Source organism: Kluyvera ascorbata ATCC 33433, from assembly GCF_000735365.1.
GTDB lineage: Bacteria > Pseudomonadota > Gammaproteobacteria > Enterobacterales > Enterobacteriaceae > Kluyvera > Kluyvera ascorbata.
On record NZ_JMPL01000035.1, the window covers coordinates 1 to 26,322 of the forward strand.

23 protein-coding genes, 1 tRNA gene and 2 pseudogenes are annotated in these 26,322 nt (G+C 55.1%); 12 read left to right on the forward strand and 14 right to left on the reverse strand.

The features are described 5' to 3' along the window. From GKAS_RS25280 to nnr, 3 genes and pseudogenes are all read right to left on the reverse strand, one after another. Positions 1-156: pseudogene (locus GKAS_RS25280) on the reverse strand (N-acetylmuramoyl-L-alanine amidase AmiB); the annotation flags it as partial. A 16-nt stretch (positions 157-172) separates the two neighbouring features. After that, the gene (gene tsaE, locus GKAS_RS10640; RefSeq protein WP_035894213.1) at positions 173-634 is read right to left on the reverse strand and encodes a tRNA (adenosine(37)-N6)-threonylcarbamoyltransferase complex ATPase subunit type 1 TsaE; all 462 of its coding nucleotides are present in this window, start codon (positions 632-634) and stop codon (positions 173-175) included. After that, positions 627-2,153, reverse strand: a complete 1,527-nt coding sequence (gene nnr / locus GKAS_RS10645; protein WP_035894214.1) for a bifunctional ADP-dependent NAD(P)H-hydrate dehydratase/NAD(P)H-hydrate epimerase — start codon at positions 2,151-2,153, stop codon at positions 627-629. The genes tsaE and nnr overlap by 8 nt, the downstream gene beginning before the upstream one ends. Between nnr and queG the strand changes: the two genes are divergently transcribed. Then, a complete protein-coding gene (queG, locus tag GKAS_RS10650; protein ID WP_035894215.1) occupies positions 2,152-3,291 on the forward strand; it encodes a tRNA epoxyqueuosine(34) reductase QueG in 1,140 nt (379 codons plus the stop codon). The two genes, nnr and queG, sit on opposite strands and share 2 nt — an antisense overlap. Positions 3,292-3,560: 269 nt before the next feature. Here queG and GKAS_RS10655 read toward each other — a convergent pair. Together GKAS_RS10655 and orn are read right to left on the reverse strand one after the other, a co-directional pair. Continuing rightward, positions 3,561-3,636 (reverse strand) — tRNA-Gly (locus GKAS_RS10655). Positions 3,637-3,816: 180 nt separating this feature from the next. Further along, complete coding sequence (orn, locus tag GKAS_RS10660; protein WP_035894216.1) at positions 3,817-4,362, reverse strand: oligoribonuclease; 546 nt, start codon at positions 4,360-4,362, stop codon at positions 3,817-3,819. Positions 4,363-4,468: 106 nt separating this feature from the next. Here orn and rsgA point away from each other — a divergent pair, with 106 nt between their 5' ends. The 3 genes from rsgA (at position 4,469) to mscM (ending at position 10,027) form a co-directional block, all read left to right on the forward strand. After that, positions 4,469-5,524, forward strand: a complete 1,056-nt coding sequence (gene rsgA / locus GKAS_RS10665; protein WP_035894217.1) for a small ribosomal subunit biogenesis GTPase RsgA — start codon at positions 4,469-4,471, stop codon at positions 5,522-5,524. Between the two features lie 119 nt (positions 5,525-5,643). Next, on the forward strand, positions 5,644-6,690 hold the full coding sequence (gene asd / locus GKAS_RS10670; protein WP_072011382.1) for an archaetidylserine decarboxylase: 1,047 nt from the start codon (positions 5,644-5,646) through the stop codon (positions 6,688-6,690). Positions 6,691-6,709: 19 nt separating this feature from the next. Beyond that, the gene (gene mscM / locus GKAS_RS10675; RefSeq protein WP_035894218.1) at positions 6,710-10,027 is read left to right on the forward strand and encodes a miniconductance mechanosensitive channel MscM; all 3,318 of its coding nucleotides are present in this window, start codon (positions 6,710-6,712) and stop codon (positions 10,025-10,027) included. Positions 10,028-10,111: 84 nt separating this feature from the next. Here the strand turns inward: mscM and yjeM are convergent, their stop codons facing one another. Then, the gene (gene yjeM / locus GKAS_RS10680; RefSeq protein WP_035894219.1) at positions 10,112-11,614 is read right to left on the reverse strand and encodes a glutamate/gamma-aminobutyrate family transporter YjeM; all 1,503 of its coding nucleotides are present in this window, start codon (positions 11,612-11,614) and stop codon (positions 10,112-10,114) included. A gap of 214 nt (positions 11,615-11,828) precedes the next feature. Next, positions 11,829-12,806, reverse strand: a complete 978-nt coding sequence (epmA, locus tag GKAS_RS10685; protein ID WP_035894220.1) for an elongation factor P--(R)-beta-lysine ligase — start codon at positions 12,804-12,806, stop codon at positions 11,829-11,831. Positions 12,807-13,117: 311 nt separating this feature from the next. On the opposite strand from epmA, the gene frdA reads away from it, so the two are divergent. Genes frdA through frdD form a run of 4 tightly spaced genes read left to right on the forward strand, consistent with a single transcriptional unit; the run spans position 13,118 to position 16,411 of the window. Next, a complete protein-coding gene (frdA, locus tag GKAS_RS10690) occupies positions 13,118-14,908 on the forward strand; it encodes a fumarate reductase (quinol) flavoprotein subunit (protein ID WP_035894222.1) in 1,791 nt (596 codons plus the stop codon). Next, a complete protein-coding gene (locus GKAS_RS10695; RefSeq protein WP_035894223.1) occupies positions 14,901-15,635 on the forward strand; it encodes a succinate dehydrogenase/fumarate reductase iron-sulfur subunit in 735 nt (244 codons plus the stop codon). Before frdA ends, GKAS_RS10695 begins: the two co-directional genes overlap by 8 nt. 10 nt (positions 15,636-15,645) lie before the next feature. Then, positions 15,646-16,041: a fumarate reductase subunit FrdC gene (gene frdC / locus GKAS_RS10700; protein WP_035894224.1), complete on the forward strand. Its 396-nt coding sequence runs from the start codon at positions 15,646-15,648 to the stop codon at positions 16,039-16,041. A gap of 10 nt (positions 16,042-16,051) precedes the next feature. Continuing rightward, positions 16,052-16,411, forward strand: a complete 360-nt coding sequence (gene frdD, locus GKAS_RS10705; RefSeq protein WP_035894225.1) for a fumarate reductase subunit FrdD — start codon at positions 16,052-16,054, stop codon at positions 16,409-16,411. An 84-nt stretch (positions 16,412-16,495) separates the two neighbouring features. On the opposite strand, the gene sugE is transcribed toward frdD, so the two are convergent. From sugE to efp, 3 genes are all read right to left on the reverse strand, one after another. Then, a complete protein-coding gene (sugE, locus tag GKAS_RS10710; protein WP_035894227.1) occupies positions 16,496-16,813 on the reverse strand; it encodes a quaternary ammonium compound efflux SMR transporter SugE in 318 nt (105 codons plus the stop codon). Between the two features lie 141 nt (positions 16,814-16,954). Continuing rightward, positions 16,955-17,101 (reverse strand): lipoprotein toxin entericidin B, encoded by a 147-nt coding sequence (gene ecnB, locus GKAS_RS10715; protein ID WP_035894229.1) that lies wholly within the window; start codon positions 17,099-17,101, stop codon positions 16,955-16,957. 182 nt (positions 17,102-17,283) lie between these two features. After that, positions 17,284-17,850: an elongation factor P gene (gene efp, locus GKAS_RS10720; protein WP_035894230.1), complete on the reverse strand. Its 567-nt coding sequence runs from the start codon at positions 17,848-17,850 to the stop codon at positions 17,284-17,286. A gap of 40 nt (positions 17,851-17,890) precedes the next feature. Between efp and epmB the strand changes: the two are divergent. Beyond that, positions 17,891-18,920: pseudogene (gene epmB / locus GKAS_RS10725) on the forward strand (EF-P beta-lysylation protein EpmB). Positions 18,921-19,068: 148 nt separating this feature from the next. Then, positions 19,069-19,932 (forward strand): YjeJ family protein, encoded by an 864-nt coding sequence (gene yjeJ, locus GKAS_RS10730; protein ID WP_035894231.1) that lies wholly within the window; start codon positions 19,069-19,071, stop codon positions 19,930-19,932. Between the two features lie 43 nt (positions 19,933-19,975). Here the strand turns inward: yjeJ and GKAS_RS10735 are convergent, their stop codons facing one another. The 3 genes from GKAS_RS10735 to GKAS_RS10745 form a co-directional block, all read right to left on the reverse strand. After that, positions 19,976-20,329, reverse strand: coding sequence for a DUF4156 domain-containing protein (locus tag GKAS_RS10735; protein ID WP_035894232.1), 354 nt, complete (start codon positions 20,327-20,329; stop codon positions 19,976-19,978). A gap of 133 nt (positions 20,330-20,462) precedes the next feature. Beyond that, a complete protein-coding gene (gene groL, locus GKAS_RS10740; RefSeq protein ID WP_035894234.1) occupies positions 20,463-22,109 on the reverse strand; it encodes a chaperonin GroEL in 1,647 nt (548 codons plus the stop codon). A 33-nt stretch (positions 22,110-22,142) separates the two neighbouring features. Next, on the reverse strand, positions 22,143-22,436 hold the full coding sequence (locus GKAS_RS10745; RefSeq protein ID WP_003855929.1) for a co-chaperone GroES: 294 nt from the start codon (positions 22,434-22,436) through the stop codon (positions 22,143-22,145). Between the two features lie 254 nt (positions 22,437-22,690). On the opposite strand from GKAS_RS10745, the gene yjeH reads away from it, so the two are divergent. Continuing rightward, on the forward strand, positions 22,691-23,926 hold the full coding sequence (yjeH, locus tag GKAS_RS10750; protein WP_035894235.1) for an L-methionine/branched-chain amino acid transporter: 1,236 nt from the start codon (positions 22,691-22,693) through the stop codon (positions 23,924-23,926). A gap of 120 nt (positions 23,927-24,046) precedes the next feature. Here the strand turns inward: yjeH and GKAS_RS10755 are convergent, their stop codons facing one another. Beyond that, positions 24,047-24,523: an FxsA family protein gene (locus GKAS_RS10755; RefSeq protein ID WP_035894236.1), complete on the reverse strand. Its 477-nt coding sequence runs from the start codon at positions 24,521-24,523 to the stop codon at positions 24,047-24,049. 337 nt (positions 24,524-24,860) lie between these two features. On the opposite strand from GKAS_RS10755, the gene aspA reads away from it, so the two are divergent. Next, positions 24,861-26,297, forward strand: coding sequence for an aspartate ammonia-lyase (gene aspA / locus GKAS_RS10760; protein WP_035894237.1), 1,437 nt, complete (start codon positions 24,861-24,863; stop codon positions 26,295-26,297). Positions 26,298-26,322: the final 25 nt, after the last annotated feature.

Sequence of the window (26,322 nt, forward strand, 5' to 3'; positions counted from 1 at the left end):
GCTAAAGCTATACTCCGGATCGCCCATAAAGCTGAACGTGATCCGCGCCTGCGTTTCACCGTTCGCCACCTGAATATCGGACAAACTTGCCGCCATTGCCGGTACGCCGACCAGCATCAGTGCGGCCATTAACCACCCTTTTGCGCGAAAAATCATCCTGGGATCCCTTAAATTAACCGGCAAACCGCGCCAGCAGAGACTCACCTAATGAGGAGACCGCGCTAATGCGCGCCTCACGCCCTTGCGCCTGGTAATCTAAGTGTATTTCGATATCCGGCTCGGGCAGAACACCTGCGCCCTGTTGCGGCCATTCCACCAGGCAAATGGCATCGTTAGCAAAGTAATCGCGGATCCCCATAAATTCGAGCTCCTCGGGATCGGCAAGGCGGTACAGATCAAAGTGATAAACCATCAGGTCGGCGAGCTGATAAGGCTCGACCAGGGTATAAGTTGGGCTTTTGACGTTGCCGTTATGACCTAACGCCTGCAGGAATCCACGGCTAAAGGTGGTTTTCCCGGCACCCAAATCGCCGTACAGATAGATGGCGGTTGCGCCGACGCAGGCCTTCGCCACTCGGTTGCCAAGGTCCAGGGTTGCCTGCTCGTCAGATAAAGGAATCACTCGATTAGTCATGGTTTACGTCAATCACATCCGGGTTAACAACACGCCGTAGCGTGGAAAAGAGGTCTGTCGCGAGCATACCGCGGGTGCCATAGCGCGCCGCCAGTTCATCGGCGGCGGCACCGTGGGCGATACACCCTGCGCACGCTGCATCATACGGCGATAATGCCTGCCCCAGCAATGCGCCGATGATGCCCGAAAGCACATCACCCATTCCGCCGCTGGCCATGCCGGCATTTCCCGCATCAATAATTCCGATCGCGCCCTGCTCATCTGCCACGACCGTACCGGCGCCTTTCAGCACCACCGCGCCGCCGTACCGTTTTACCAGACGTTGCGCAGAAAGTAAGCGATCGTGCTCGATATCTGCCACCCGACAATTGAGCAGCCGTGCGGCTTCACCGGGGTGTGGCGTGATCACGCGATTGTGACGTTTATCCGGATTGATTGCCAGCAGGTTCAGCGCATCGGCATCCCAGAGAGTTGGTTTACGGAAATTGTCGATTTTCCGCAGCGCCTGTTTGCCCCATTCGGCCTGCCCCAGACCGGGGCCAATCACCACGACATCTGCCCATTCAAGCGCTTCATCGAGCGTCTGCGGCGTTAGTTCATGCACCATCAGCTCAGGCCTAGCGGTAATAATCGGCGCAACGTTTTCAGCGCGGGTTAATACGCGTACCAGCCCCGCACCGGCTCGCAGCGCCGCTTCGCCGGTCATACGAATCGCCCCAGCGGTACCGTGATCGCCACCGATTACCACCAGGCGGCCGTGATCGCCTTTGTGCGAGGTGGGACGACGCGGAGTGAACCACTGTCCTAGCTGCGAAGCATCAAACCGATGAATATTTGTGTGCTGGGTTGCCAGCCAGGGCTCAAGCCCCAGCGCATCATGATGTAGATGCCCGACAACGTCACGCGCCTTGCCGGTCAGCAAACCGGGCTTGAGGGCGATAAAGGTGATGGTGTGAGCAGCCTGAATAACCGCGCCGGGCGTCGTGCCCGTCTGGGCGTTCAGCCCGGAGGGAATATCCAGCGCGACAACCGGTGCCGGGAAGGCGTTAGCTCGCACAATCAGGTTCGCGACGTTCTCGCGCGGCGCGCTTTGTAGTCCAGTGCCGAGCAGGCCATCGATAATCAGGTCTGCATCCTGTGGCCAATCCGCATCTTCCGGATAAATCTCGCCGCCCGCCGCGTGCCACGCCTCACGAGCAGCCTGCGCTTCTTCCGGCAGCGGCTTATCGCTGGCGATTGCCAGCAGCGTCACCTGAATACCGGCAGCCTGCGCCAGACGCGCGACCTCGTAGCCATCGCCGCCGTTATTGCCGTGACCGCACAGAACAATCCAGTGGCGGGTGGAAGGATATGCGGCACGCGCGAGCTTAAACGCCGCTTCGCCCGCACGCTGCATTAGCGTGTAAAGGGAAAGCCCAAGGCTCTGCGCCGCCGCTTTTTCAGCGCGACGCAGGTCATCCGCAGGCCAAATGGAGTGTGGTATACTTTGGGGGTTACTCGTCAATGTATGGTCCGTCATGTCACAGCCCCTCGATCTCAATCAATTAGCGCAACAAATCAAACAATGGGGCGCCGAACTGGGTTTTCAGCAGGTCGGCATTACCGATACCGATCTCAGCGCCTCCGAGCCCAAACTGCAGGCATGGCTGGATAAACAATACCACGGCGAGATGGAATGGATGGCGCGTCACGGTATGATGCGCGCGCGTCCACACGAACTGCAGCCCGGTACGCTCCGGGTCCTCAGCGTTCGCATGAACTATCTTCCCGCCAATGCGGCCTTTGCCAGCACGCTGAAAAATCCCGAGCTAGGTTACGTCAGCCGTTATGCCCTGGGGCGTGATTATCATAAGCTGTTGCGTAACCGCCTTAAAAAGCTCGGCGAAATGATTCAGGAACAGTGTGTCTCGCTGAATTTTAGACCGTTTGTCGACTCTGCGCCTATTCTTGAGCGTCCGCTAGCGGAAAAAGCCGGGATTGGCTGGACGGGGAAGCACTCGCTTATCCTCAACCGCGACGCTGGATCGTTCTTTTTCCTCGGTGAGCTGCTGGTTGATATCCCTCTGCCCATCGATCAACCGGTAGCCGAAGAGTGCGGGCGCTGCGTGGCCTGCATGACCATCTGCCCTACCGGCGCGATTGTCGAACCTTATACTGTCGACGCCCGCCGCTGTATTTCTTATCTGACTATCGAGCTCGAAGGCGCCATTCCGGAAGAATTTCGTCCACTATTGGGCAATCGTATATACGGCTGCGACGACTGCCAGCTAATCTGCCCGTGGAATCGCTTCTCACAATTGACCGATGAAGCCGACTTTAGTCCGCGCAAAGCGCTGCATGCGCCTGAACTTATCGAGCTGTTCGCCTGGAATGAAGCGCATTTCCTGAAGGTGACAGAAGGTTCGGCCATTCGCCGTATCGGCCACCTGCGCTGGCTGCGAAATATTGCCGTTGCGCTGGGTAACGCACCGTGGAGCGACGCTACGCTAAACGCGCTGGAGAGTCGCCGGGGTGAGCACCCACTTCTCGATGAACACATTGAATGGGCGATTGCGCAGCAAATTACACGTCGAAATGAGCATGTGGTTGAAGTGCAGTTGCCGAAGAAACAGCGTCTGGTGAGAGTGGTGGAAAAAGGGCTACCGCGCGATGCGTGATATATTCACAGCCTGTGAGTAAAAATAAAAAGACATTGCGTTTCAACACGCCAAAGTTCGTCAAGCGATCTTGCTAACATTTTGAAATGATATATCTCGTTATATTTCAGTAAGTTGACAAAAAGTGTAAAAATCCAGAAAACATTAGCACGCGAAGAACGAGATAACAGCCTGTGGATAACTCTGTTTACAAGAGTATTTCAGAAACGAAAAAAACAACCTCAATGGCTTGATGCATTGTGGAAGTATTTTTGTTTTGGAAGAAAATTTGGAGCGGGAAACGAGACTCGAACTCGCGACCCCGACCTTGGCAAGGTCGTGCTCTACCAACTGAGCTATTCCCGCAAAATCTGGCAATTTTTGTTGCTGTCGTAATTCGCATTTCTGCTTCGTTACGGGAGGCGCATTATACGAGAATTCTTTCCCCCTGCAACCCCCCCTGAAGCGATTTTTTAAAAAAACCGTTCAAGTGCTGGATAAATCGGCAAGTTGACTATTTTAGCGCCAATTCATCCCTTTAGCACGTTAAAGCTGAATAAAATGTTCGCGGTAGTAGGCCAGTTCCGCCACCGACTCACGAATGTCATCCATCGCCTGGTGAGTGCCCTGCTTTTTAAAGCCCGGCAGAATTTCCGGTTTCCAGCGACGCGCCAGCTCTTTAAGCGTGCTGACATCCAGATAGCGATAGTGGAAGTAGGATTCCAGCTCCGGCATGTATTTAAACAGGAAACGACGATCCTGACCGATACTGTTGCCGCAAATCGGTGATTTACCTTCAGGCACCCATTGCTTTAAGAATTCCAGCGTCGCCAGCTCCGCTTCGCGATCACCCATGGTGCTCGCCTTCACGCGTTCCACCAGCCCGCTGCCGGTGTGGGTGCGCACGTTCCAGTCATCCATCAGCGCCAGCTGCGCGTCAGATTGGTGAACGGCAATGGTCGGCCCTTCCGCCAGAATATTCAGCTGTGCGTCAGTCACCAGCGTGGCGATTTCAATAATGCGATCGTGCTCGGGATTCAGGCCGGTCATCTCCAGATCGATCCAAATCAGGTTGTTTTCATCTGCACTCATGTTATTTTCCACCCTTCTGTCTTACCTGCCGCGGTAGGTTAACTAGTATTAATTAGCGTGTATCATAGAGGTTTTGCCCGATATGGGCGACCAGGAGTCAGCACGATTGAGTAAAAATAAACTCTCCAAGGGGCAGCAGCGCCGCGTAAAAGCGAACCATCAGCGCCGACTGACAACCACCACGGAGAAGCCAGATTACGACGATAACCTGTTTGGCGAAGCCGCCGAAGGGATCGTCATCAGCCGCTTCGGTATGCATGCCGACGTGGAGTCCGCCGATGGCGACATCCACCGCTGCAATATCCGTCGCACCATTCGTTCACTGGTCACCGGTGACCGCGTTGTCTGGCGTCCAGGCAAGGCCGCTGCGGAAGGCGTGAGAGTCAAAGGTATTGTTGAAGCCGTTCACGAGCGGACCTCCGTTCTGACACGCCCGGACTTTTATGACGGCGTGAAGCCCATTGCCGCCAACATCGACCAGATTGTTATCGTCTCCGCCATTTTGCCCGAGCTGTCGCTGAATATTATCGACCGCTATCTTGTCGCCTGCGAAACGCTCAACGTTGAACCACTGCTGGTGCTCAATAAAATAGACTTGCTGGACGAAGACGGCATGGCGTTCGTCAATGAGCAGATGGATATCTATCGCAATATTGGCTATCGCGTTCTGATGGCATCGAGCCATACCCAGGACGGCTTAAAACCGCTGGAAGAGGCGCTGACCAACCGTATCAGCATCTTTGCCGGGCAGTCTGGCGTCGGAAAATCGAGCCTGCTTAACGCCCTGCTGGGGCTGAACGACGACCGCATTCTGACTAACGACGTTTCCGACGTCTCGGGCCTTGGCCAACACACCACCACCGCCGCGCGCCTGTATCATTTCCCGCACGGCGGCGACGTGATTGACTCCCCTGGGGTCCGTGAATTTGGTCTGTGGCACCTTGAGCCGGAACAAGTCACCAATGGATTTGTCGAATTCCATGACTATCTCGGCCTGTGCAAATACCGCGACTGTAAGCACGATGCCGATCCCGGCTGTGCCATCCGTGAAGCCGTCGATAACGGTAAAATTGCCGAATCACGTTTTGAAAATTATCACCACATCCTGGACAGTATGGCGCAGGTAAAAACGCGTAAAAACTTTTCAGAGACCGATAAATGAGAACTATGATTTTGCCGACTGACATTTTCACTGACAATCGCTAGAATCGGCCGCTTTTCTCATTTAGATCCGACGCGATCGTCGGATCAGGAACGACACATAATGGCCTGGAGGCTACCTTGTTAAACTCGTTTAAACTTTCACTGCAATACATTCTGCCTAAACTGTGGCTTACGCGTCTCGCAGGCTGGGGTGCGAGCAAACGAGCGGGATGGCTGACGAAACTGGTTATCGATCTGTTCGTGAAGTTCTACAAGGTCGATATGAAAGAAGCGCAGAAGCCGGACACCGCCAGCTACCGCACTTTCAACGACTTCTTCGTCCGTCCGCTGCGTGAAGATGCCCGCCCGGTCAACACCGACCCAAGCGTGCTGGTGATGCCGGCCGACGGCGTAATTAGCCAGCTTGGCGCGATTGAAGACGACAAAATTCTGCAGGCCAAAGGCCATAACTACTCGCTCGAAGCGCTGCTCGCGGGTAACTACATCATGGCTGATCTGTTCCGTAACGGCAGCTTCGCCACCACCTATCTGTCGCCGCGCGACTACCACCGCGTACATATGCCGTGCAACGGTATCCTGCGTGAAATGATTTACGTGCCGGGTGACCTGTTCTCCGTGAACCACCTGACCGCGCAGAACGTACCCAATCTGTTTGCCCGTAACGAACGCGTCATCTGTCTGTTTGATACTGAATTCGGCCCAATGGCGCAAATTCTGGTGGGTGCGACTATCGTGGGTAGTATCGAAACCGTCTGGGCGGGTACCATCACGCCACCGCGCGAAGGTGTAATTAAGCGCTGGACCTACCCGGCGGGCGATCAAGAGGGCTCAGTAGCATTGCTGAAAGGCCAGGAAATGGGCCGCTTCAAGCTGGGCTCAACGGTAATCAACCTGTTTGCCGCGGGTAAAGTGACGCTGATGGAGCAGCTGAAAAATCTGTCCGTGACTAAGCTTGGCGAGCCGCTGGCCGTTTCCACCGAGGCCGTTGTCGAACCTGAGGCTGCGCCGGTTGTTGAACCTGCAGTTGAACCTGTAGTAGTTGAGCCTGTAGTAGTTGAGCCGGTTGTTGAACCCGTTGCTGAACCACAGGCCGAAGCGGTTGTTGAACCGGTCGTAGAGCAGGATGTCGCCCCAAAGGCTGACAACACGCAAGAAAAAAGTTAACAACGAATAAGGGTCTGACGTGCGCCTGATTATCACTTTACTGATGGCCTGGTGCCTCAGCCAGGGGGCGTACGCAGCGACTGCCCCCAACGCTCGACAAATAACCCAGGAACTGGAACAGGCAAAGGCGGCAAAGCCCGCCCAGCCTGAAACCGTCGAAGCGTTACAAAATGCCCTGACCGCGCTCGAAGAGCAGAAAGGCTCTCTTGAGCGCGCCGCGCAGTACCAGCAGGTCATCGATAACTTCCCCAAACTCTCCCAGACGTTGCGTAATCAGCTCAACAACCTGCGCGATGAACCGCGTCAGGTGCCTGAAGGCATGAGCAGCGATGCGTTGAATCAGGAGATTTTGCAGGTTAGCAGCCAACTGCTGGAAAAAACCCGCCTTGCTCAACAGGAACAAGAGCGCGCCCGCGATATCGCGGACTCCCTGAACCAGCTTCCCCAGCAGCAGACCGACGCACGCCGACAGTTAAACGACGTGGAGCGTCGAATCGGCACACAAGCAGGCAATACGCCGCTGGCGCAGGCACAAAACCTCAATTTGCAGGCTGATTCCAGCAAACTCAAAGCGCTGGTTGATGAACTGGAGCTGGCACAGCTCTCTGCCAATAACCGCCAGGAACTGGCGCGTATGCGCTCAGAGCTCGCACAAAAGCAAAGTGAGCAATTGGATGCGTATCTGCAAGCCCTGCGAAACCAGCTCAATAGCCAGCGCCAGCGTGAAGCGGAACGCGCGCTGGAAAGCACCGAGCTGCTGGCGGAAAACAGCGAAAACCTGCCAGCGGGTATCGTTGACCAGTTTAAGATTAACCGAGAACTTTCTCAGGCGCTGAACCAGCAGGCTCAGCGTATGGATTTGGTTGCCTCGCAGCAGCGTCAGGCGGCCAATCAGACGCTGCAGGTGCGCCAAGCCCTGAATACGCTGCGCGAGCAGTCACAGTGGCTGGGCTCATCGAATCTGCTCGGTGAAGCGCTGCGCGCGCAGGTCGCTCGTCTGCCGGAGATGCCAAAGCCACAGCAGCTTGATACCGAAATGGCCCAGCTGCGCGTGCATCGTCTGCGCTATGAAGACCTGCTGAACAAGCAGCCGCAGCTACGCCAGATTCGCCAGGCCGACGGCCAGCCGCTCACCAGCGAAGAGAACCGTATTCTTGAAGCCCAGCTTCGTACCCAGCGCGAACTGCTGAATTCGCTGCTGCAGGGCGGCGATACGCTTATCCTCGAGCTGACCAAGCTGAAAGTTTCCAACAGCCAGTTGGAAGATGCGCTGAAAGAGGTCAACGAAGCCACCCACCGCTACCTGTTCTGGACCTCCGACGTGCGGCCTATCGACTTCAGCTGGCCGCTAGAAATTGTGCAGGACCTGCGCCGCCTGATTTCGCTCGACACGTTCAGCCAGCTCGGCAAAGCCAGCATGATGATGCTTACCAGCCGTCAGACGCTGTTCCCGCTGTTTGGTGCCCTGCTGCTGGTTGGCTTCAGCATCAGCTCACGTAAGCACTTCACGCGCTTCCTGGAGCGTTCCAGCGCCCGTGTGGGCAAGGTCACCCAGGATCACTTCTGGCTGACGCTACGCACGGTCTTCTGGTCAATCCTGGTCGCCTCACCGCTGCCGGTACTGTGGGCAACGCTTGGCTACGGTTTACAGGAAGCCTGGCCCTTCCCGCTCGCCGTCGCCGTCGGTGATGGCGTCACCGCCACCGTACCACTGCTGTGGGTGGTGATGATTTGCGCGGCGTTCGCCCGCACCAACGGTCTGTTTATCGTTCACTTTGGCTGGCCGCAGCACCGCGTGGCGCGCGCAATGCGCTACTACCTGATGAGCATCGGGCTTATCGTGCCGCTGATTATGGCGCTGATCATGTTCGATAATCTCAACGACCGCGAGTTCTCCGCTTCGCTCGGCAGGCTGTGCTTTATCCTGATCTGCGGCGCGCTGGCGATGGTAACGGTGAGCCTGAAACGCGCGGGGATCCCGCTCTATCTCGATAAAAGCGGCAGCGGTGAAAACCGCGTTAACCTGCTGCTGTGGAACCTGATGATTGGTGCGCCGCTGCTGGCGATTTTCACCGCGGCGGTGGGCTATCTTGCCACCTCGCAGGCGCTGCTGGCGCGTCTGGAAACTTCGGTCGCTATCTGGTTCCTGCTGTTAGTGATTTACCACGTCATCCGCCGCTGGATGCTGATTCAGCGCCGCCGTCTGGCCTTTGACCGCGCCAAGCATAAACGTGCCGAAATGCTGGCGCATCGCGCCCGTGGCGAGGAAGAAGCGCACGCCAGCAGTCTGGAAGGGTCTGTCGAGCAGGAGGTGAGCGAAGTCAACCTCGATACCATCAGCGAGCAGTCGCTACGCCTGGTGCGCTCGATTCTGATGCTGATTGCGCTGGTGTCGGTGATTATCCTGTGGTCGGAAATTCACTCAGCGTTTGGCTTCCTTGAGAATATTTCGCTGTGGGACGTCACCTCAACGGTACAGGGCGTTGAAAGCATTGAGCCAATTACCCTCGGCGCGGTGCTGATCGCGATTCTGGTGCTGATCATCACCACCCAGTTGGTGCGCAACCTGCCCGCGCTGCTGGAACTGGCCATTCTGCAACACCTGGATTTAACGCCGGGTACCGGCTATGCCATCACCACCATCACCAAATATCTGCTGCTGCTGATAGGCGGGCTGGTTGGATTCTCGATGATTGGTATTGAATGGTCGAAGCTGCAATGGCTGGTCGCCGCACTCGGTGTCGGTCTCGGCTTTGGTTTGCAGGAGATTTTCGCCAACTTCATCTCCGGCCTGATTATTCTGTTTGAGAAGCCGATTCGTATCGGCGATACGGTCACCATCCGCGACCTGACCGGTAGCGTGACCAAAATCAACACCCGCGCCACCACCATCAGTGACTGGGACCGCAAAGAGATTATCGTGCCGAACAAGGCTTTTATCACCGAGCAGTTCATCAACTGGTCGCTGTCGGATTCGGTTACGCGCGTGGTGTTAAGCATTCCTGCGCCGTCAGACGCCAACAGCGAAGAGGTGGCGCAGATCCTGTTAACCGCCGCACACCGTTGCTCGCTGGTGATTGATAACCCGGCACCGGAAGCGTTCCTTGTCGATTTACAGCAAGGGATTCAGATTTTCGAGCTGCGTATCTACGCCGCCGAGATGGGTCACCGTATGCCGCTGCGCCATGAATTGCACCAGTTGATTCTGGCGGGCTTCCGCCAGCACGGTATCGATATGCCGTTCCCACCGTTCCAGATGCGTCTGGAGACCCTGGATGGGCGGAAAACGGGAAGAACGCTGACCTCCGCAGGTAAACGCCAGCCGGGAAGTCTTTAATATCTGAGTAGCCCGGACGAGGTGCGCTAGCACCGACTCCGGGGAAATCCCGGCGTCACTACGTTCGGCCGGGCTACCGCAGGTTTACTCTGCCACCAGTACCGGCTGACGGTTAACGCGGCGATGATAGTTTTCATAAATCGCCATCGCCAGCAGCGAGAAGAAGATCGGCCCGCCAATCATCCACATTGCACTGCTCCAGTCCCCTGCTTCAATCACCGGCTGAATAATGGTGAAAATATTGGCGAAGGTCACCACCAGCACAACCACGCTGGTTGCCAGCAGCGTTGAGACTTTGGTTTTGAAAATCACAAACGGACGTTCGAGATCCATTTTGGCCTTAAAGAACGGGAAGGCCAGCGCCAGGAACAGGTACGGCAAGGTCATCGACACATTCGCCATCAGCGTCAGTTTGTTGTAGAACGCCGACGCGGTATCACCACCAAATGACACCAGCAGGATGAACGCACTCACCAGCAGGCACTGCATCCACATGGCGGTGGACGGCATACCGTTGGCATTCAGGCGGGTCATCGACGCAGGCCACAGCGCTTTTGGCGTACCTTGAATAATCGCTTTCAGCGGCGAGTAGCTCAGAGTGAAGAATGCCCCGGTGTAGGCAAGGAACATCGACAGGCCGGTGATACGCGCAAACCACACGCCCACGGTCGCCGACGCTTCCGGCGACAGGTGCATGGCGTTGCCGAGCGTTGAGCCCAGGCTGGTCATCAGCACGTAGGTAATGTTGCCGAGGTTCACCGAACGGTCGCTCAGGATCTGCTGCCAGTTGGTGCTCACACCCCACAGGAAGATCGCCAGCGAATAACCGATAGAGATAACAATCGCCGCAAAAACAATTCCTTTAGCGAAGTTCTTTTCTGGTTTATCGGTTTTATCCACCAGGCCACCGACGGCTTCAATTCCGCCATAGGCGAAAATAGCAAATACCACAAACGATAATACCGCCAGACCGGATTGATAACCTGGGTTTGGCGAAGTAGTGAAATTAAGTGGTTGTGCAAAGTGGCCGCCATTTAATAACAAAATAGCAATACTCACTAACAATAAAACTAAATTCAGACACATTACCGAAATACCGCCAACCGCGGTAATGCGGGCGATTTTATTAATCCCCTTAGAGGCCACCGTGGTAACCAGCACCATCCAGACAACGGCCAGCAGACCCACAACCTGCGTCGATTGCAGCCCCGCCACGCCCCAGTGCTGCGTCATGTCAGAGCCAAACAGGAAGGTAGAGAACGGCACCCACACCTTGGCGGAGGTACTCACCATCCAGACCACATAAGAGGAGAACCACATAAAGGTGCCGATAAACGCATAACGTGGGCCCACGCTATTATTCATCCAGGAATAGATCCCGCCTTCTTCTTTACGATACGCCGAACCCATTTCAGCCATCATTAAGGCGAATGGGATAAAGAATAAAAGCGCGGAAAATATATACCAGGTTATCGCACTATAGCCCATCAGATAAAAAGCAGAAGGGCTATTAGCAAAGCCAAATACTGACGTAAATATCATAAGGATGAGTCCTATCAGGCTCATCTTTTTAATTGATTGGGTCATATGACCATCCCTTATTTTAGAACATTTTTTTTACACATCGACAGGGCACCGCGCGGCATACTTGCGAGAGCAAGGCAACGGAAAATCGACGCGAGAAATTGCTGGCTGGATGATAGCAAATAACCAGACGAATCTTGTGACCTTAAGAGGGAATTTGAAAATATATGACTAAAAATGGCGCATAAAGCGCCATTTTATCTTAACGAAGAGAGGGTTACGCGCGATCTACGCTGAAAGCCAGCACCTCGGACAAGGTTTCCGCCCCCAGCGCCAGCATGATCAGACGGTCAACGCCCAACGCCACGCCGGAACAGTCCGGCAGGCCAGCGGCCAGCGCGTCCAGCAGGTTTTGATCGATAGGCTGCTGCGGCAGGCCACGCGCCGCACGTTTACGGTTATCCTGTTCGAAACGCTGCTGCTGTTCGCGAGCATCGGTCAGCTCGTGGAAACCGTTCGCCAGTTCAATTCCCTTAAAGTAAACCTCAAAGCGTTCAGCCACGCGGTGGTCTTCAGCGCTAATCTGCGCCAGCGACGCCTGGCTTGCCGGGAAGTGATAAACAAACGTCGGGCGATCTTTACCGATGTGCGGCTCTACGCCAAAGGCAAACAACAGCTGCAGCAGCGTATCCCTATCTTCTTCGGTATCAGCCACGTTGCTCAAATCGAGCTTCGCCGCCGCTTCACGCAGCTGCGTTTTGTCCGCCGACAGCGGGTCAATTTCCAGATGGCGCTGGAAAGCCTGCTGGTAGGAGAGGCTTTCTGCCGGCTGGGTTTCCAGTACCTGCTGTAGCAGATCGTCCACCTCGTTAATGAGGCGATACATATCGAAGTGCGGGCGATACCACTCCAGCATGGTGAATTCCGGGTTATGGTGGCGGCCCATCTCTTCGTTGCGGAAGCTACGGCAAAGCTGGAACACCGGGCCACAACCAGCCGCCAGCAGGCGCTTCATGTGGTATTCCGGGCTGGTCATCAAATACAGGTTCATTCCGTCGGAATGTCCTGGGCCAACAAAGCGAGTCTCAAACGGAACCAAATGTACGTCAGTCACCGTTGCCTGGCTCATACAAGGCGTCTCCACCTCCAGTACTCCACGGTCAGCAAAGAAACGACGAATTTCCGCCATCAGTGCCGCGCGCTTTAACAGGTTAGGGATGGATGCGCTCGGCTGCCAGGTTGCCGTCTCGCTCATGTTTTTTTCTCCGATTTCAGACAAGGGCACGAAGTCTACCCGCAAGTGATACACGACACAAATATTGCTCAGTAATTTCCAGAATAGCCGGAGAGAAGATTTCTCTAATTAATTCCACAACGTAATTCATCAGCTACAGTGATAAATAAACCGCACATAACAACAAAAAAATCGAACACATCAAATTTCCCCCACAACCCTACGGGTATACTGCTTTACCCATAAAGGAGCAGTGGAAACGTTTTTGCGCAGGCCACGTGATATCCCCCGACGCAGCCTGTTGTGAAATAACAAAAATCTGGAGGAATGTCGTGCAAACCTTTCAAGCCGATCTAGCCATCATTGGCGCAGGCGGAGCCGGATTACGTGCTGCTATCGCAGCCGCCCAGGCCAACCCAAAAGCCAAAATCGCATTGATCTCAAAAGTTTATCCTATGCGCAGCCACACGGTGGCCGCAGAAGGTGGCTCCGCCGCCGTCGCACAGGACCATGATAGCTTCGAATACCATTTTCACGACACCGTCGCCGGCGGCGACTGGCTTTGCGAGCAGGATGTCGTCGATTACTTCGTCCATCATTGCCCAACCGAAATGACCCAGCTCGAACAGTGGGGCTGTCCGTGGAGCCGTCGGCCAGACGGTAGCGTCAACGTTCGCCGCTTCGGCGGTATGAAGATTGAACGCACCTGGTTTGCCGCCGATAAAACCGGCTTCCACATGCTGCATACCCTGTTCCAGACCTCCCTTCAGTTCCCACAAATTCAACGCTTTGACGAACACTTCGTCCTCGACATTCTGGTCGATGACGGTCAGGCCCGTGGCCTGGTGGCGATGAACATGATGGAAGGCTCGCTGGTGCAAATCCGCGCCAATGCGGTAGTGATGGCTACCGGCGGCGCAGGCCGCGTCTATCGCTACAACACCAACGGCGGCATCGTCACCGGCGACGGCATGGGCATGGCGCTGAGCCACGGCGTTCCATTACGCGACATGGAATTTGTTCAGTATCACCCAACCGGTCTGCCGGGTTCGGGCATCCTGATGACCGAAGGCTGCCGCGGTGAAGGCGGCATTCTGGTCAACAAAAACGGCTATCGCTATCTGCAGGATTACGGCATGGGCCCGGAAACCCCGCTCGGCGAACCGAAAAACAAATACATGGAGCTGGGTCCACGCGACAAAGTCTCCCAGGCCTTCTGGCACGAATGGCGCAAAGGCAATACTGTGCCAACGCCGCGCGGCGACGTGGTCTACCTCGACCTGCGCCACCTCGGCGAGAAAAAACTGCTGGAACGTCTACCGTTTATCTGCGAACTGGCGAAAGCCTACGTGGGCGTCGACCCGGTGAAAGAGCCGATTCCGGTCCGTCCAACCGCACACTACACCATGGGCGGTATTGAAACCGATCAGCAGTGTGAAACCCGTATTCAAGGTCTGTTTGCCGTCGGTGAATGTTCTTCCGTCGGTCTGCACGGTGCCAACCGTCTGGGCTCCAACTCGCTGGCAGAACTGGTGGTGTTTGGCCGCATGGCCGGTGAACAGGCGATGGCTCGCGCGGCAACCGCCGGTGAAGCCAACGGCAGCGCGCTGGACGCGCAGGTCAGCGATATCGAAAACCGCCTGAAAGCGCTGGTCAATCAGGAAGGTAACGAAAACTGGTCGAAGATCCGCGACGAAATGGGTCTGTCGATGGAAGAAGGCTGCGGCATTTACCGTACGCCGGAGCTGATGCAGAAAACCATCGATAAGCTGGCTGAACTCCAGGAGCGCTTCAAACGCGTACGCGTGACCGATACCTCCAGCGTCTTCAACACCGACCTGCTGTATACCATCGAGCTGGGCCATGGCCTGAACGTTGCCGAATGTATGGCGCATTCCGCCATGGCGCGTAAAGAGTCCCGCGGCGCGCACCAGCGTCTGGACGAAGGCTGCACCGAACGTGACGACGTCAATTTCCTCAAGCACACCCTCGCCTTCCGCGACGCCGACGGCACAACTCGCCTCGACTACAGCGATGTGAAGATAACGACCCTGCCACCGGCAAAACGCGTCTACGGCGCGGAAGCCGAAGCGGCCGAGAAGAAGGAGACGGCGAATGGCTGAGATGCAGAATTTAAAAATTGAGATTGTGCGCTACAACCCGGAAGTGGACAGCGCACCGCACAGCGCCTTCTATGAAGTGCCTTACGATGAGCAGACCTCGCTGCTCGATGCCCTGGGCTACATCAAAGATAACCTCGCGCCGGACCTGAGCTATCGCTGGTCCTGCCGTATGGCTATCTGCGGCTCCTGCGGCATGATGGTCAACAAGGTGCCGAAGCTCGCCTGTAAAACCTTCCTGCGCGAACACACCAAAGGAATCAAGGTCGAGGCGCTGGCAAACTTCCCTATCGAGCGCGATCTGGTGGTCGACATGACCCACTTTATCGAAAGTCTGGAAGCGATTAAGCCGTACATCATCGGCAACCCACGCACGCCGGATCAGGGGCCAAACACCCAGACCCCGGCGCAGATGGCGAAGTACCACCAGTTCTCAGGCTGCATCAACTGCGGTCTGTGTTATGCCGCCTGCCCGCAGTTTGGCCTGAACCCAGAGTTCATTGGCCCGGCGGCGATTACCCTGGCGCATCGCTACAACGAAGACAGCCGCGACCACGGTAAGAAAGAACGCATGGCGCAGCTAAACGGCCAGAACGGCGTCTGGACCTGTACGTTTGTTGGCTACTGTTCCGAAGTGTGTCCGAAACACGTCGACCCGGCAGCCGCTATTCAGCAGGGCAAAGTGGAAAGCTCGAAAGACTTTCTTATTGCCACCCTGAAACCACGCTAAGGAGTGCATGATGACGACTAAACGCAAACCCTATGTACGGCCGATGCCGTCCACCTGGTGGAAAAATCTGCCGTTTTATCGCTTCTATATGCTGCGTGAAGGGACGGCGGTACCGACGGTGTGGTTCAGCATCGTGCTGATTTACGGCCTGTTTGCGCTGAAGCACGGCGCGGAAAGCTGGGTGGGCTACGTCGGTTTCCTGCAAAACCCGGTGGTGGTGGTGCTGAACCTGATTACCCTGGTCGCCGCACTGCTGCATACCAAAACCTGGTTTGAGCTGGCGCCGAAGGCTGCCAACATCATCGTTAAAAGCGAAAAAATGGGGCCAGAGCCGATTATCAAAGGGCTTTGGGTGGTTACTGCGCTCGTCAGCGTGGTGATTTTGCTTGTCGCGTTGTTCTGGTAAGGAGACTGGTATGATTAACCCGAACCCAAAACGTTCCGATGAACCGGTATTCTGGGGTCTGTTTGGCGCAGGCGGGATGTGGGGCGCGATTATTGCGCCGGTCATCGTGCTGCTGGTTGGCGTGTTGCTGCCGTTAGGCCTGGCACCGGCCGATGCTTTCAGCTACGAACGCGTGCTGGGCTTTGCCCACAGCCTGATTGGCCGCGCGTTTATCTTCCTGATGATCGTACTGCCGCTGTGGTGCGGTTTACACCGTATTCATCACGCAATGCATGATCTGAAAATCCACGTCCCGAACGGGAAGTGGGTGTTCTACGGTCTGGCAGCGATTCTGACGGTGGTAACGCTGGTCGGCGTGCTGTTTATTTAACGTCGTGCCGCTTCCCAGCGGCGCTACGCTTGGCCGGGCTACGACATCATACGTAGCCCGGCCAAGGCGTTTAGGCCAGCGCCATTAATGCGCGCTCATCTTTAAGCCAATAATCCCCATCACAATCAGCACCAGGCTGGCGATGCGCATCGGGCTTGCCGACTCACCCAGCAGCAGAATACCGGTAATCGCCGCGCCTACCGCGCCAATCCCCGTCCATACCGCATAGGCCGTTCCCACCGGCAGGCTTTTCATTGCCCACGACAGCAGCGCCATGCTGGCAATCATCGCCACAATGGTAATCACGCTCGGCACCAGGCGGCTAAAACCGTGAGTGTATTTCAGACCAACGGCCCAGACGACTTCCAACAGACCAGCAACAAAGAGAATTAACCAGGACATAGCAGGCTCCATAATGATGGGGCCGTCCCCGGGTGAGATACGCCTACGGGTCGTCCCGCAAGGTGTTGGAAGGTGTAACAGAGGGAAGTATAAGCGTTGAAAAACGACGGTACAACCGTGCGTCGTACCGTCAGACTCGATTTATTGCTGCGCTTTGGTTGCTGCCCCAGAAATTGCGCTACCACCGTCGGAAATATCCTCACCGATACCCCGCGTCGTGTTACAGGCCGTCAGTGCAGAGGAGAGAACCAGAACCGTAAAAAATGCTGCGATCGCTTTTTTCACCATAATGTCATCCTTAAGAGCCAGTTATCGTTATCTTGCTTCATAAGCATAGACAACTTCACTCAGGATGTTGGATATCAGCGTTTTTTTTCGGAAGAAGACGAAGCGGGAAAAACAGAAGATTGGAACGGACGGGGTAAAGGCTGGCGCAGCATCGCTGCTGCGCCGGGCGATCAAAGCATGAATTACTTCACGCGAGATACGTATTCGCCGGAGCGGGTATCGACTTTGATCACTTCGCCAATCTGGACGAACAGTGGAACTTTAACCACTGCGCCAGTGGACAGGGTAGCTGGTTTGCCGCCAGTACCTGCGGTATCACCTTTCAGGCCTGGATCGGTTTCAATGATTTCCAGTTCAACGAAGTTCGGTGGGGTCACGGCGATAGGCTGACCGTTCCACAGGGTCACGATGCATTCAGCCTGATCCAGCAGCCATTTAGCGTTGTCGCCAACCGCTTTCTCATCGGCAGCCAGCTGCTCGAAGGTTTCGTTGTTCATGAAGTGCCAGAATTCACCGTCGGTGTACAGGAAGGTGAGGTTCATGTCGGCAACGTCTGCGCCTTCAGCGGAGTCGGTAGACTTGAAGGTTTTCTCTACGCGAGTACCGGTCAGCAGGCGGCGCAGCTTAACGCGTGCGAATGCCTGACCTTTACCCGGTTTAACGAATTCACTGGCTTCAACCGCGTACGGTTCGCCGTCCATCATGATTTTAAGACCAGCACGAAAATCGTTGCTATAGTAAGTCGCCATAAGGCCCTCTGAAATTGTTAAATGGTAGCTAAGCCACAAAATGGCGCATATTGTAACCCTAAATACCCCATCCAGAGAAGATTGGTTGATGCAACTTGCCGATGTTCTCACCGATCCGGATGAACTATTACGTCTTCTGAATATAGACGCTGATGAAAATTTGCTCGCTGGCCGTGAGGCTAAGCGCCTGTTTGCCCTACGCGTTCCGCGTGCGTTTGTGGCGCGAATGGAGAAAGGCAATCCGAACGATCCGCTTTTGTGTCAGGTACTTACCTCGCAAGAAGAGTTTATTGCCGCGCCCGGTTTTTCCACCGATCCGCTGGAAGAGCAGCACAGCGTGGTGCCCGGACTGCTGCATAAGTACCGTAATCGTGCGCTATTGCTGGTAAAAGGCGGTTGTGCGGTGAATTGTCGTTATTGCTTCCGCCGTCACTTCCCGTATGCCGACAATCAGGGCAATAAGCGGAACTGGCAGGCTGCGCTGGACTATGTAAGTGCGCATCCGGAACTGGACGAAATCATTTTCTCAGGCGGCGATCCGCTGATGGCAAAAGATCACGAACTAGATTGGCTGCTCACCCAGCTTGAGGCCATTCCACATATCAAGCGCCTGCGTATTCATAGCCGCTTGCCGATCGTCATTCCAGCACGTATCACCGACACGCTGACGGCACGCTTTGAACGTTCATCGTTGCAGATCCTGCTGGTGAACCATATCAACCACGCCAATGAGATTGACGATGAGTTCCGTCAGGCCATGGTACGCTTACGCCGGGCAGGCGTAACGTTACTCAACCAGAGCGTATTGCTGCGCGGCGTGAACGATAACGCGCAGACCCTGGCGAACCTCAGCAATGCGCTGTTTGATGCCGGCGTGATGCCTTATTACCTGCACGTGCTGGATAAAGTACAGGGCGCGGCACACTTCCTCGTCAGCGATGACGAAGCGCGAGAAATTATGCGCGAACTGCTCACGCTTATCTCCGGCTATATGGTGCCGAGACTGGCGCGAGAAATTGGCGGCGAGCCCAGTAAAACACCGACTGGATCTCCAGCTACGTCAGCAATAAACGAAATGAAAAGGCAGACTTCGGTCTGCCTCTTTTTTGGACATCATAATGGTCTGTGCTATTTTAACTATTAAGATTCATTTAAAAATAATTTAAATCAATAAGTTAAGTAAACACATTTAACCTAAAAATGGTTAAGGAGAACCGTTTGTCTATTTCTATCAAAGGCATTAACGCAGGCGTTATTCGTCAGGAAAATAACTTCATTGCGCTGGCCTTAAAAGTTAAAGAGCCGCGTAACAAAGAGTCGCTCTTTTTCCTGCCCGCTATCGTGCTGAAAGATTTGCTGATTGCCCTCGAATACCGTCTTGCGCAGATCCCGCAGCTCAACGCCGACGAGCGTAGCCGCTACGAAAAGGCGCGCGATAAAGCCACTGCGAAAATGCACCAGAATATCCCAGCTTTGCAGCGCGAAGAGCTGGAGCAAGCCGATGTGAATCTTCGCGTCAACGCCATCGCACTCACGCATGATGACAATGAAACCCAGACGTTCACCCTGACGCTGCATTCCGGCAAAAAGGTCGAGCTGGTCGTTGATCTGCTGCAAATCGAGCTGCTGGTGACCGTGATGGTCCATGCCATCAATAACGCGGGGATGAACGAGCTGTCGCTGCGCATCTCTTCCATGCTGGATTTCCTGCCACTGTACGATGTGGACTGCCAGGCAGGCGGTAATCTGGAATACGACACATACGACCATCCGGCCTGGAAACGAAACCTGTTCGTTCACCATCTGGCGGTTATCTATCGTTATACCGATACCGAAGGGAAAACGCAGTTTAGCGGGACGGTGATTAAAACGCGCAGCAAACCGGGCACGAAAGACGTCGAAGCCGTCACCCGTCGACTGTTAGATTGCAGCCCAAGGTTGAAGAAACTCGCGGGCTTACCGTGCCAGGTTTTTGTCAGAGCACTCTCTTCTGACAAACGTAAAACCTTCACGGCTGATGCCTGCATGCAGGCGCTGTATCAACTACAGCAAAGCGTAGAAAAAAACGCAGAAAAAGCCTGACGCACTACGCCCCCGAAATACTAGCGGGGGCGCTACGCGTGAATCAGTTCGGGCACTTATAAACCTGACCGTTCATTTCGCTGTCGGTCGGCACGAAGCTGGACAGTACGCCTTGTGTCGGGCTGCTTACGCCATAAATAACGTTGCCGCCCATCTCTGCGGCGTGGTTACGCAGCGCATTGGCCGCACCGCGCAGAGAGCCACCTTCAGCACCCTGCTGCCCAGAAAGCCAGTTACCCTGAGTCCCGGTAGCGGTACCCAGCAGCTGACACTCCGCACCCGGTTTATCTTCTACAAAGCGTACGTTCTGGCCGCCAGAGGTCAGTTCCGTGGTTGAGCTACAGCCGGCCAGCAGCAGCGCTGCGCCAACGATCCCTGCCAAATATTTTACCTGCATGTTATTCCCCATAATCAATGAGCTGGACGCAAGCCGCCCGTGTGTAAACCTTATACCTAAAAGATGACCAAAAGAAAAACCCCCGAGCATTTCTGCTCGGGGGTTTCTTGATGCTATGGGGTATAGCGCACGATTACATCATGCCGCCCATACCACCCATGCCACCCATGCCGCCAGCTGCGCCTAAATCAGGAGCGTCGCCTTTTGGCAGGTCGGTAACCATGCACTCGGTGGTGATCATCAGACCAGCAACGGATGCAGCGTACTGCAGAGCAGAACGGGTTACTTTAGTTGGGTCCAGGATACCGAAGTCGATCATGTTGCCGTATTCTTCAGTTGCTGCGTTGTAACCGTAGTTACCTTCGCCCGCTTTCACGTTGTTCGCAACAACAGATGGCTCTTCACCGGCGTTGGAAACGATCTGACGCAGTGGAGCTTCCATTGCGCGCAGCGCAACTTTGATACCGACGTTCTGATCTTCGTTCTGAGCGGTCAGGCCAGCCAGTTTAGCGGCAACGCGAACCAGCGCTACACCACCACCAGCAACCACGCCTTCTTCTACCGCAGCACGGGTCGCGTGCAGGGCATCGTCAACGCGTGCTTTTTTCTCTTTCATTTCAACTTCGGTAGCTGCACCGACTTTGATTACCGCAACGCCGCCAGCCAGTTTCGCTACGCGTTCCTGCAGTTTTTCACGGTCGTAGTCAGAAGTTGCTTCTTCAATCTGTTTGCGGATCTGAGCAACGCGGCCCTGGATCGCAGCTTCTTCACCCACGCCATCGATGATGGTGGTGGTGTCTTTGTTGATCACAACGCGTTTAGCCTGACCCAGGTCTTCCAGGGTAGCTTTTTCCAGCTCCATACCGATCTCTTCAGAGATAACGGTACCGCCGGTCAGGGTTGCGATATCTTGCAGCATAGCTTTACGACGGTCGCCGAAGCCAGGTGCTTTAACAGCAGCGACTTTCACGATACCGCGCATGGTGTTAACCACCAGAGTAGCCAGCGCTTCGCCTTCAACGTCTTCAGCGATGATAACCAGTGGTTTGCCTGCTTTCGCAACGGCTTCCAGAACTGGCAGCATTTCGCGGATGTTGGAAACTTTTTTGTCAGCCAGCAGGATGAACGGGCTTTCCAGCTCAACAGCACCAGTTTCTGGTTTGTTGATGAAGTATGGGGACAGGTAGCCACGGTCGAACTGCATACCTTCAACCACGTCCAGTTCGTCTTCCAGACCGGTACCGTCTTCAACGGTGATCACGCCTTCTTTACCGACTTTATCCATCGCTTCAGCGATCAGTTTACCTACGGTTTCGTCGGAGTTAGCGGAGATGGTACCAACCTGAGCAATCGCTTTAGAGTCGGAGCAAGGTACGGACAGCGCTTTCAGTTCTTCAACTGCAGCCAGAACGGCTTTGTCGATACCGCGCTTCAGGTCCATTGGGTTCATGCCCGCAGCAACGGCTTTCAGGCCTTCTGCGATAATAGCCTGAGCCAGTACGGTCGCGGTGGTGGTACCGTCGCCTGCAGCGTCGTTCGCTTTAGAGGCAACTTCTTTCACCATCTGTGCACCCATGTTTTCGAACTTGTCTTCCAGTTCGATTTCACGTGCTACAGATACGCCATCTTTAGTGATGGTCGGTGCGCCGAAAGATTTGTCCAGAACAACGTTACGGCCTTTAGGGCCCAGGGTAACTTTAACTGCGTCTGCCAGTACGTTAACGCCGCGCAGCATTTTTACACGAGCGTCGTTACCAAATTTTACGTCTTTAGCTGCCATTTCTTCTATTCCTCAAATTCGTTCGCGCGTTGCTTACGCTTCAACAATTGCCAGGATGTCGCTTTCAGACATGATCAACACTTCTTCATTGTCGATCTTCTCAGATTTCACGCCGTAGCCATCGTTGAAAATCACGATGTCACCAACTTTAACGTCCAGCGGCTGCACGGTCCCGTTTTCCAGGATGCGGCCCTTACCGACAGCGATGATTTCGCCACGAGTTGATTTTGCTGCCGCAGAACCGGTCAGAACGATGCCGCCTGCGGATTTGGTTTCAACTTCTTTGCGTTTGACGATCACACGATCATGTAACGGACGAATACTCATTGATAGCTCTCCTTTGAGAAAGTCATTATCAGTTATGGGTGATGCCGGGCCGTAAACGGTTTTCCGGCTAGTGCCAGAGAGATGGGGATGGTTATTTTGCCCTTCAAGGGGGCACCCTAAAAAAAATTTTGCCCGGCAGCGCAATCACGATAAATCGCTGAATTACCGGCTTAGAACAGCACAATGCCGCGGGGCCGTCGGGAGGGGGGATGTGGTAACATTTTGCTCTTTTTGCAAGGGTGTGGACGAGGGACATGGCAGGACTTAAACAGGAGCTCGGGTTAGCTCAGGGAGTAGGATTACTATCGACGTCGCTGCTTGGCACCGGCGTCTTTGCCGTTCCGGCGCTGGGCGCGCTGGTCGCCGGTGATAATAGCCTGTGGGCATGGCCCGCGCTGATTGTACTGGTCTTTCCCGTGGCGATTGTTTTTGCCCTTCTGGGTCGACACTTTCCCAGCGCCGGCGGCGTAGCACACTTCGTCGAAATGGCCTTTGGCCCTCGCCTCGCCCGCGTAACCGGCTGGCTGTTCCTTTCCGTTATCCCGGTTGGACTGCCCGCCGCGCTGCATATCGCCTCTGGCTTTACCCAGGCGTTGTTCGGCTGGCATGGCTGGCAGCTGCTGATGGCGGAGATGGCGACGCTGGCGATTGTCTGGTGGCTGGGCTCACGCGGCGCCAGCTCCAGCGCTAATTTGCAGACGCTGGTCGCCATTTTGATTGTTGCCCTGCTGGCCGCCATTTGGGTCTACGGCGATATTTCTGTAAAAGCGATCCCTTTCCCGGCGCTACCGGATGTCGATAGTTCACAGCTTTTCGCCGCGCTATCGGTGATGTTCTGGTGCTTCGTCGGCTTAGAAGCGTTCGCCCATATGGCCTCAGAATTTCGCAACCCGGAGCGCGACTTCCCGCGCGCGCTGATTATCGGCCTGCTGTTGGCGGGTGTGGTCTACTGGGCCTGTACCGTGCTGGTGCTGCACTTCCACGCCTACGGTGCCGCCAATACCGCGGCGGCCTCACTGCCGACCATCGTGGTGCAACTGTTTGGCGTGAAAGCGCTGTGGCTGGCGAGCGTGGTCGGCTTCCTCGCCTGCTTCGCCAGCCTCAATATCTATATTCAAAGCTTCGCCCGGCTGGTGTGGTCGCAGGCGCAGTCTAAGCCGGATAGCTATCTGGCGCGCCTCTCGCCGGGGCTGGTGCCGCGCAATGCGCTGAGCGTGGTGATTGGCAGTTGCATGGTGAGCACGCTTGCCAGCTACTGGCTAAACATCAACCTCGATGCGCTGATCGTCTACGCCAACGGCATCTTTATTATGATTTATCTGCTGTGCATGCTGGCGGGCTGCCGGTTGTTAAGCGGGCGCTACCGCGCATTATCCGTCGTGGGCGTGGCGCTGTGCGTGCTGTTGCTGTCAATGGTGGGATGGAAAAGCCTGTACGCGATCGTGATGCTGGCCGCGCTGTGGGTGCTGCTGCCGAAAAGGAAGGCCTGAGCATTCCCGGCGTCGCTGCCGACCTGTAGCCCGGCCGAGCGCAGCGACGCCGGAACCTCACCAACGCCATAAAAAAAGCCGGAGGCTCAACGCGCTCCGGCTTTTTATTATCACCACCACTTACGGGCGATGATCGTCTTTGTTGTCCAACTGGTCCGGGCGCTCGTCCTTACGCTGATACTCACCGTCAAACGTCTGCCCGCCCGTAGTACCGCCCGCAAACCCGCCGCCCGGCATCCGATTAAAGTGCAGATACGGCATCAGCTTCACGGTGAGGTGTTTCTGCACCGGCGGCAGCAACAGCACCAGACCTAACAAGTCGGTAAAGAACCCTGGCAGCAGCAGCAGCAAACCGGCGAGGATCAGCGAAACGCTTTTGACCATCTCGGCCGCCGGGCTTTCGCCCGCCTGCATTTTTTCCTGCATCAGCATCAGGTTTTTGAAGCCCTGATTGCGCACCAGCGACATGCCGATGACGGAGGTAAAAATAACCAGCACTAACGTCAGCAGGACGCCAAACACATGGGCGACCTGGATAAAAATCGATATCTCAATGTAAACATAGAGAAAAATGGCAATTAACGGTATCCAGCGCACTGGCATCTCCTGTTCGAAAAATAACGCGATTCGCGCGTTTGCAGCGATTCACAGCCCGCTACACTACCTTTAGATGGTGGTGATTCATCGTATTTCAATCAGCACCTGTCCATAATTTTGTCAACAATGGTCAAGCGGTGACTCATTTCACAAATCAATAATTCTTATCTGTTCCGTCTGATAATAAGTGATCCAGATTACTGCAATCCGCTATTATCAGCATATGATCATGGACACCGGGCCGATTAAGGAAATAATCTGCGGTCAGAAAACGCATAACCATTCAGATTATGCGTATTTGGTGAAATCATTGGCAGCTCGCAAATAGAAGGTTCACATGCTAAACAACATTCGTATCGAAGAAGATCTGTTGGGTACCAGGGAAGTTCCGGCTGACGCTTATTACGGCGTTCATACTCTGAGAGCGATTGAAAACTTTTACATCAGCAACAGCAAAATCAGCGACATCCCGGAATTTGTTCGTGGGATGGTGATGGTGAAAAAAGCAGCGGCCCTGGCGAACAAAGAACTGCAAACGATCCCTAAAGGCGTGGCGAATGCCATTATTGCTGCCTGTGATGAAGTCCTGAATAACGGCAAATGCATGGACCAGTTCCCGGTAGACGTTTACCAGGGCGGTGCAGGCACCTCCGTTAACATGAACACCAACGAGGTACTGGCAAACATCGGCCTGGAGCTGATGGGCCACCAGAAAGGGGAATACCAGTACCTGAACCCGAACGACCACGTCAACAAATGCCAGTCCACCAACGACGCCTACCCAACCGGTTTCCGCATCGCGGTGTACACCTCTATTCTGAAGCTGATTGATGCGATTAATCAGCTGGGCGAAGGCTTCCAGCGCAAAGCGGCGGAATTCCAGGACATCCTGAAAATGGGCCGTACCCAGCTGCAGGACGCGGTACCGATGACCCTGGGCCAGGAGTTCCACGCGTTCAACGTGCTGCTGACCGAAGAGACCAAAAACCTGCTGCGCACCGCAGAACTGCTGCTGGAAGTGAACCTCGGCGCGACCGCTATCGGTACTCGCCTGAACACCCCGGACGGCTATCAACAGCTGGCGGTACAGAAGCTGGCGGAAGTCAGTAATCTGGCGGTTGTCCCGGCAGAAGACCTGATCGAAGCAACCTCCGACTGCGGCGCGTACGTGATGGTACACAGCTCGCTGAAACGCCTGGCGGTGAAAATGTCGAAGATCTGTAACGACCTTCGCCTGCTCTCCTCCGGCCCGCGCGCTGGCCTGAACGAAATCAACCTGCCGGAACTGCAGGCGGGCTCGTCCATCATGCCAGCCAAAGTTAACCCGGTGGTGCCAGAAGTGGTGAACCAGGTATGCTTCAAGGTTATCGGCAACGACACCACCGTCACCATGGCATCTGAAGCCGGTCAGCTGCAGCTGAACGTGATGGAGCCAGTGATTGGCCAGGCGCTGTTTGAGTCTATCCACATCCTGACCAACGCCTGCTACAACCTGCTGGAAAAATGCATCGACGGGATTACCGCGAACAAAGAAGTGTGCGAAAGCTACGTCTATAACTCGATTGGTATCGTCACCTACCTCAACCCGTTCATCGGCCACCACAACGGCGACATCGTCGGTAAAATTTGTGCCGAAACCGGTAAGAGCGTACGTGAAGTGGTGCTGGAGCGCGGACTGCTGACGGAAGCGGAGCTGGACGATATCTTCTCCCCGCAAAACCTGATGCATCCGGCCTATAAAGCGAAGCGATATACCGATGAAAGCGAACAGTAGTCTTTCTGACTAATAAACTGAGGCA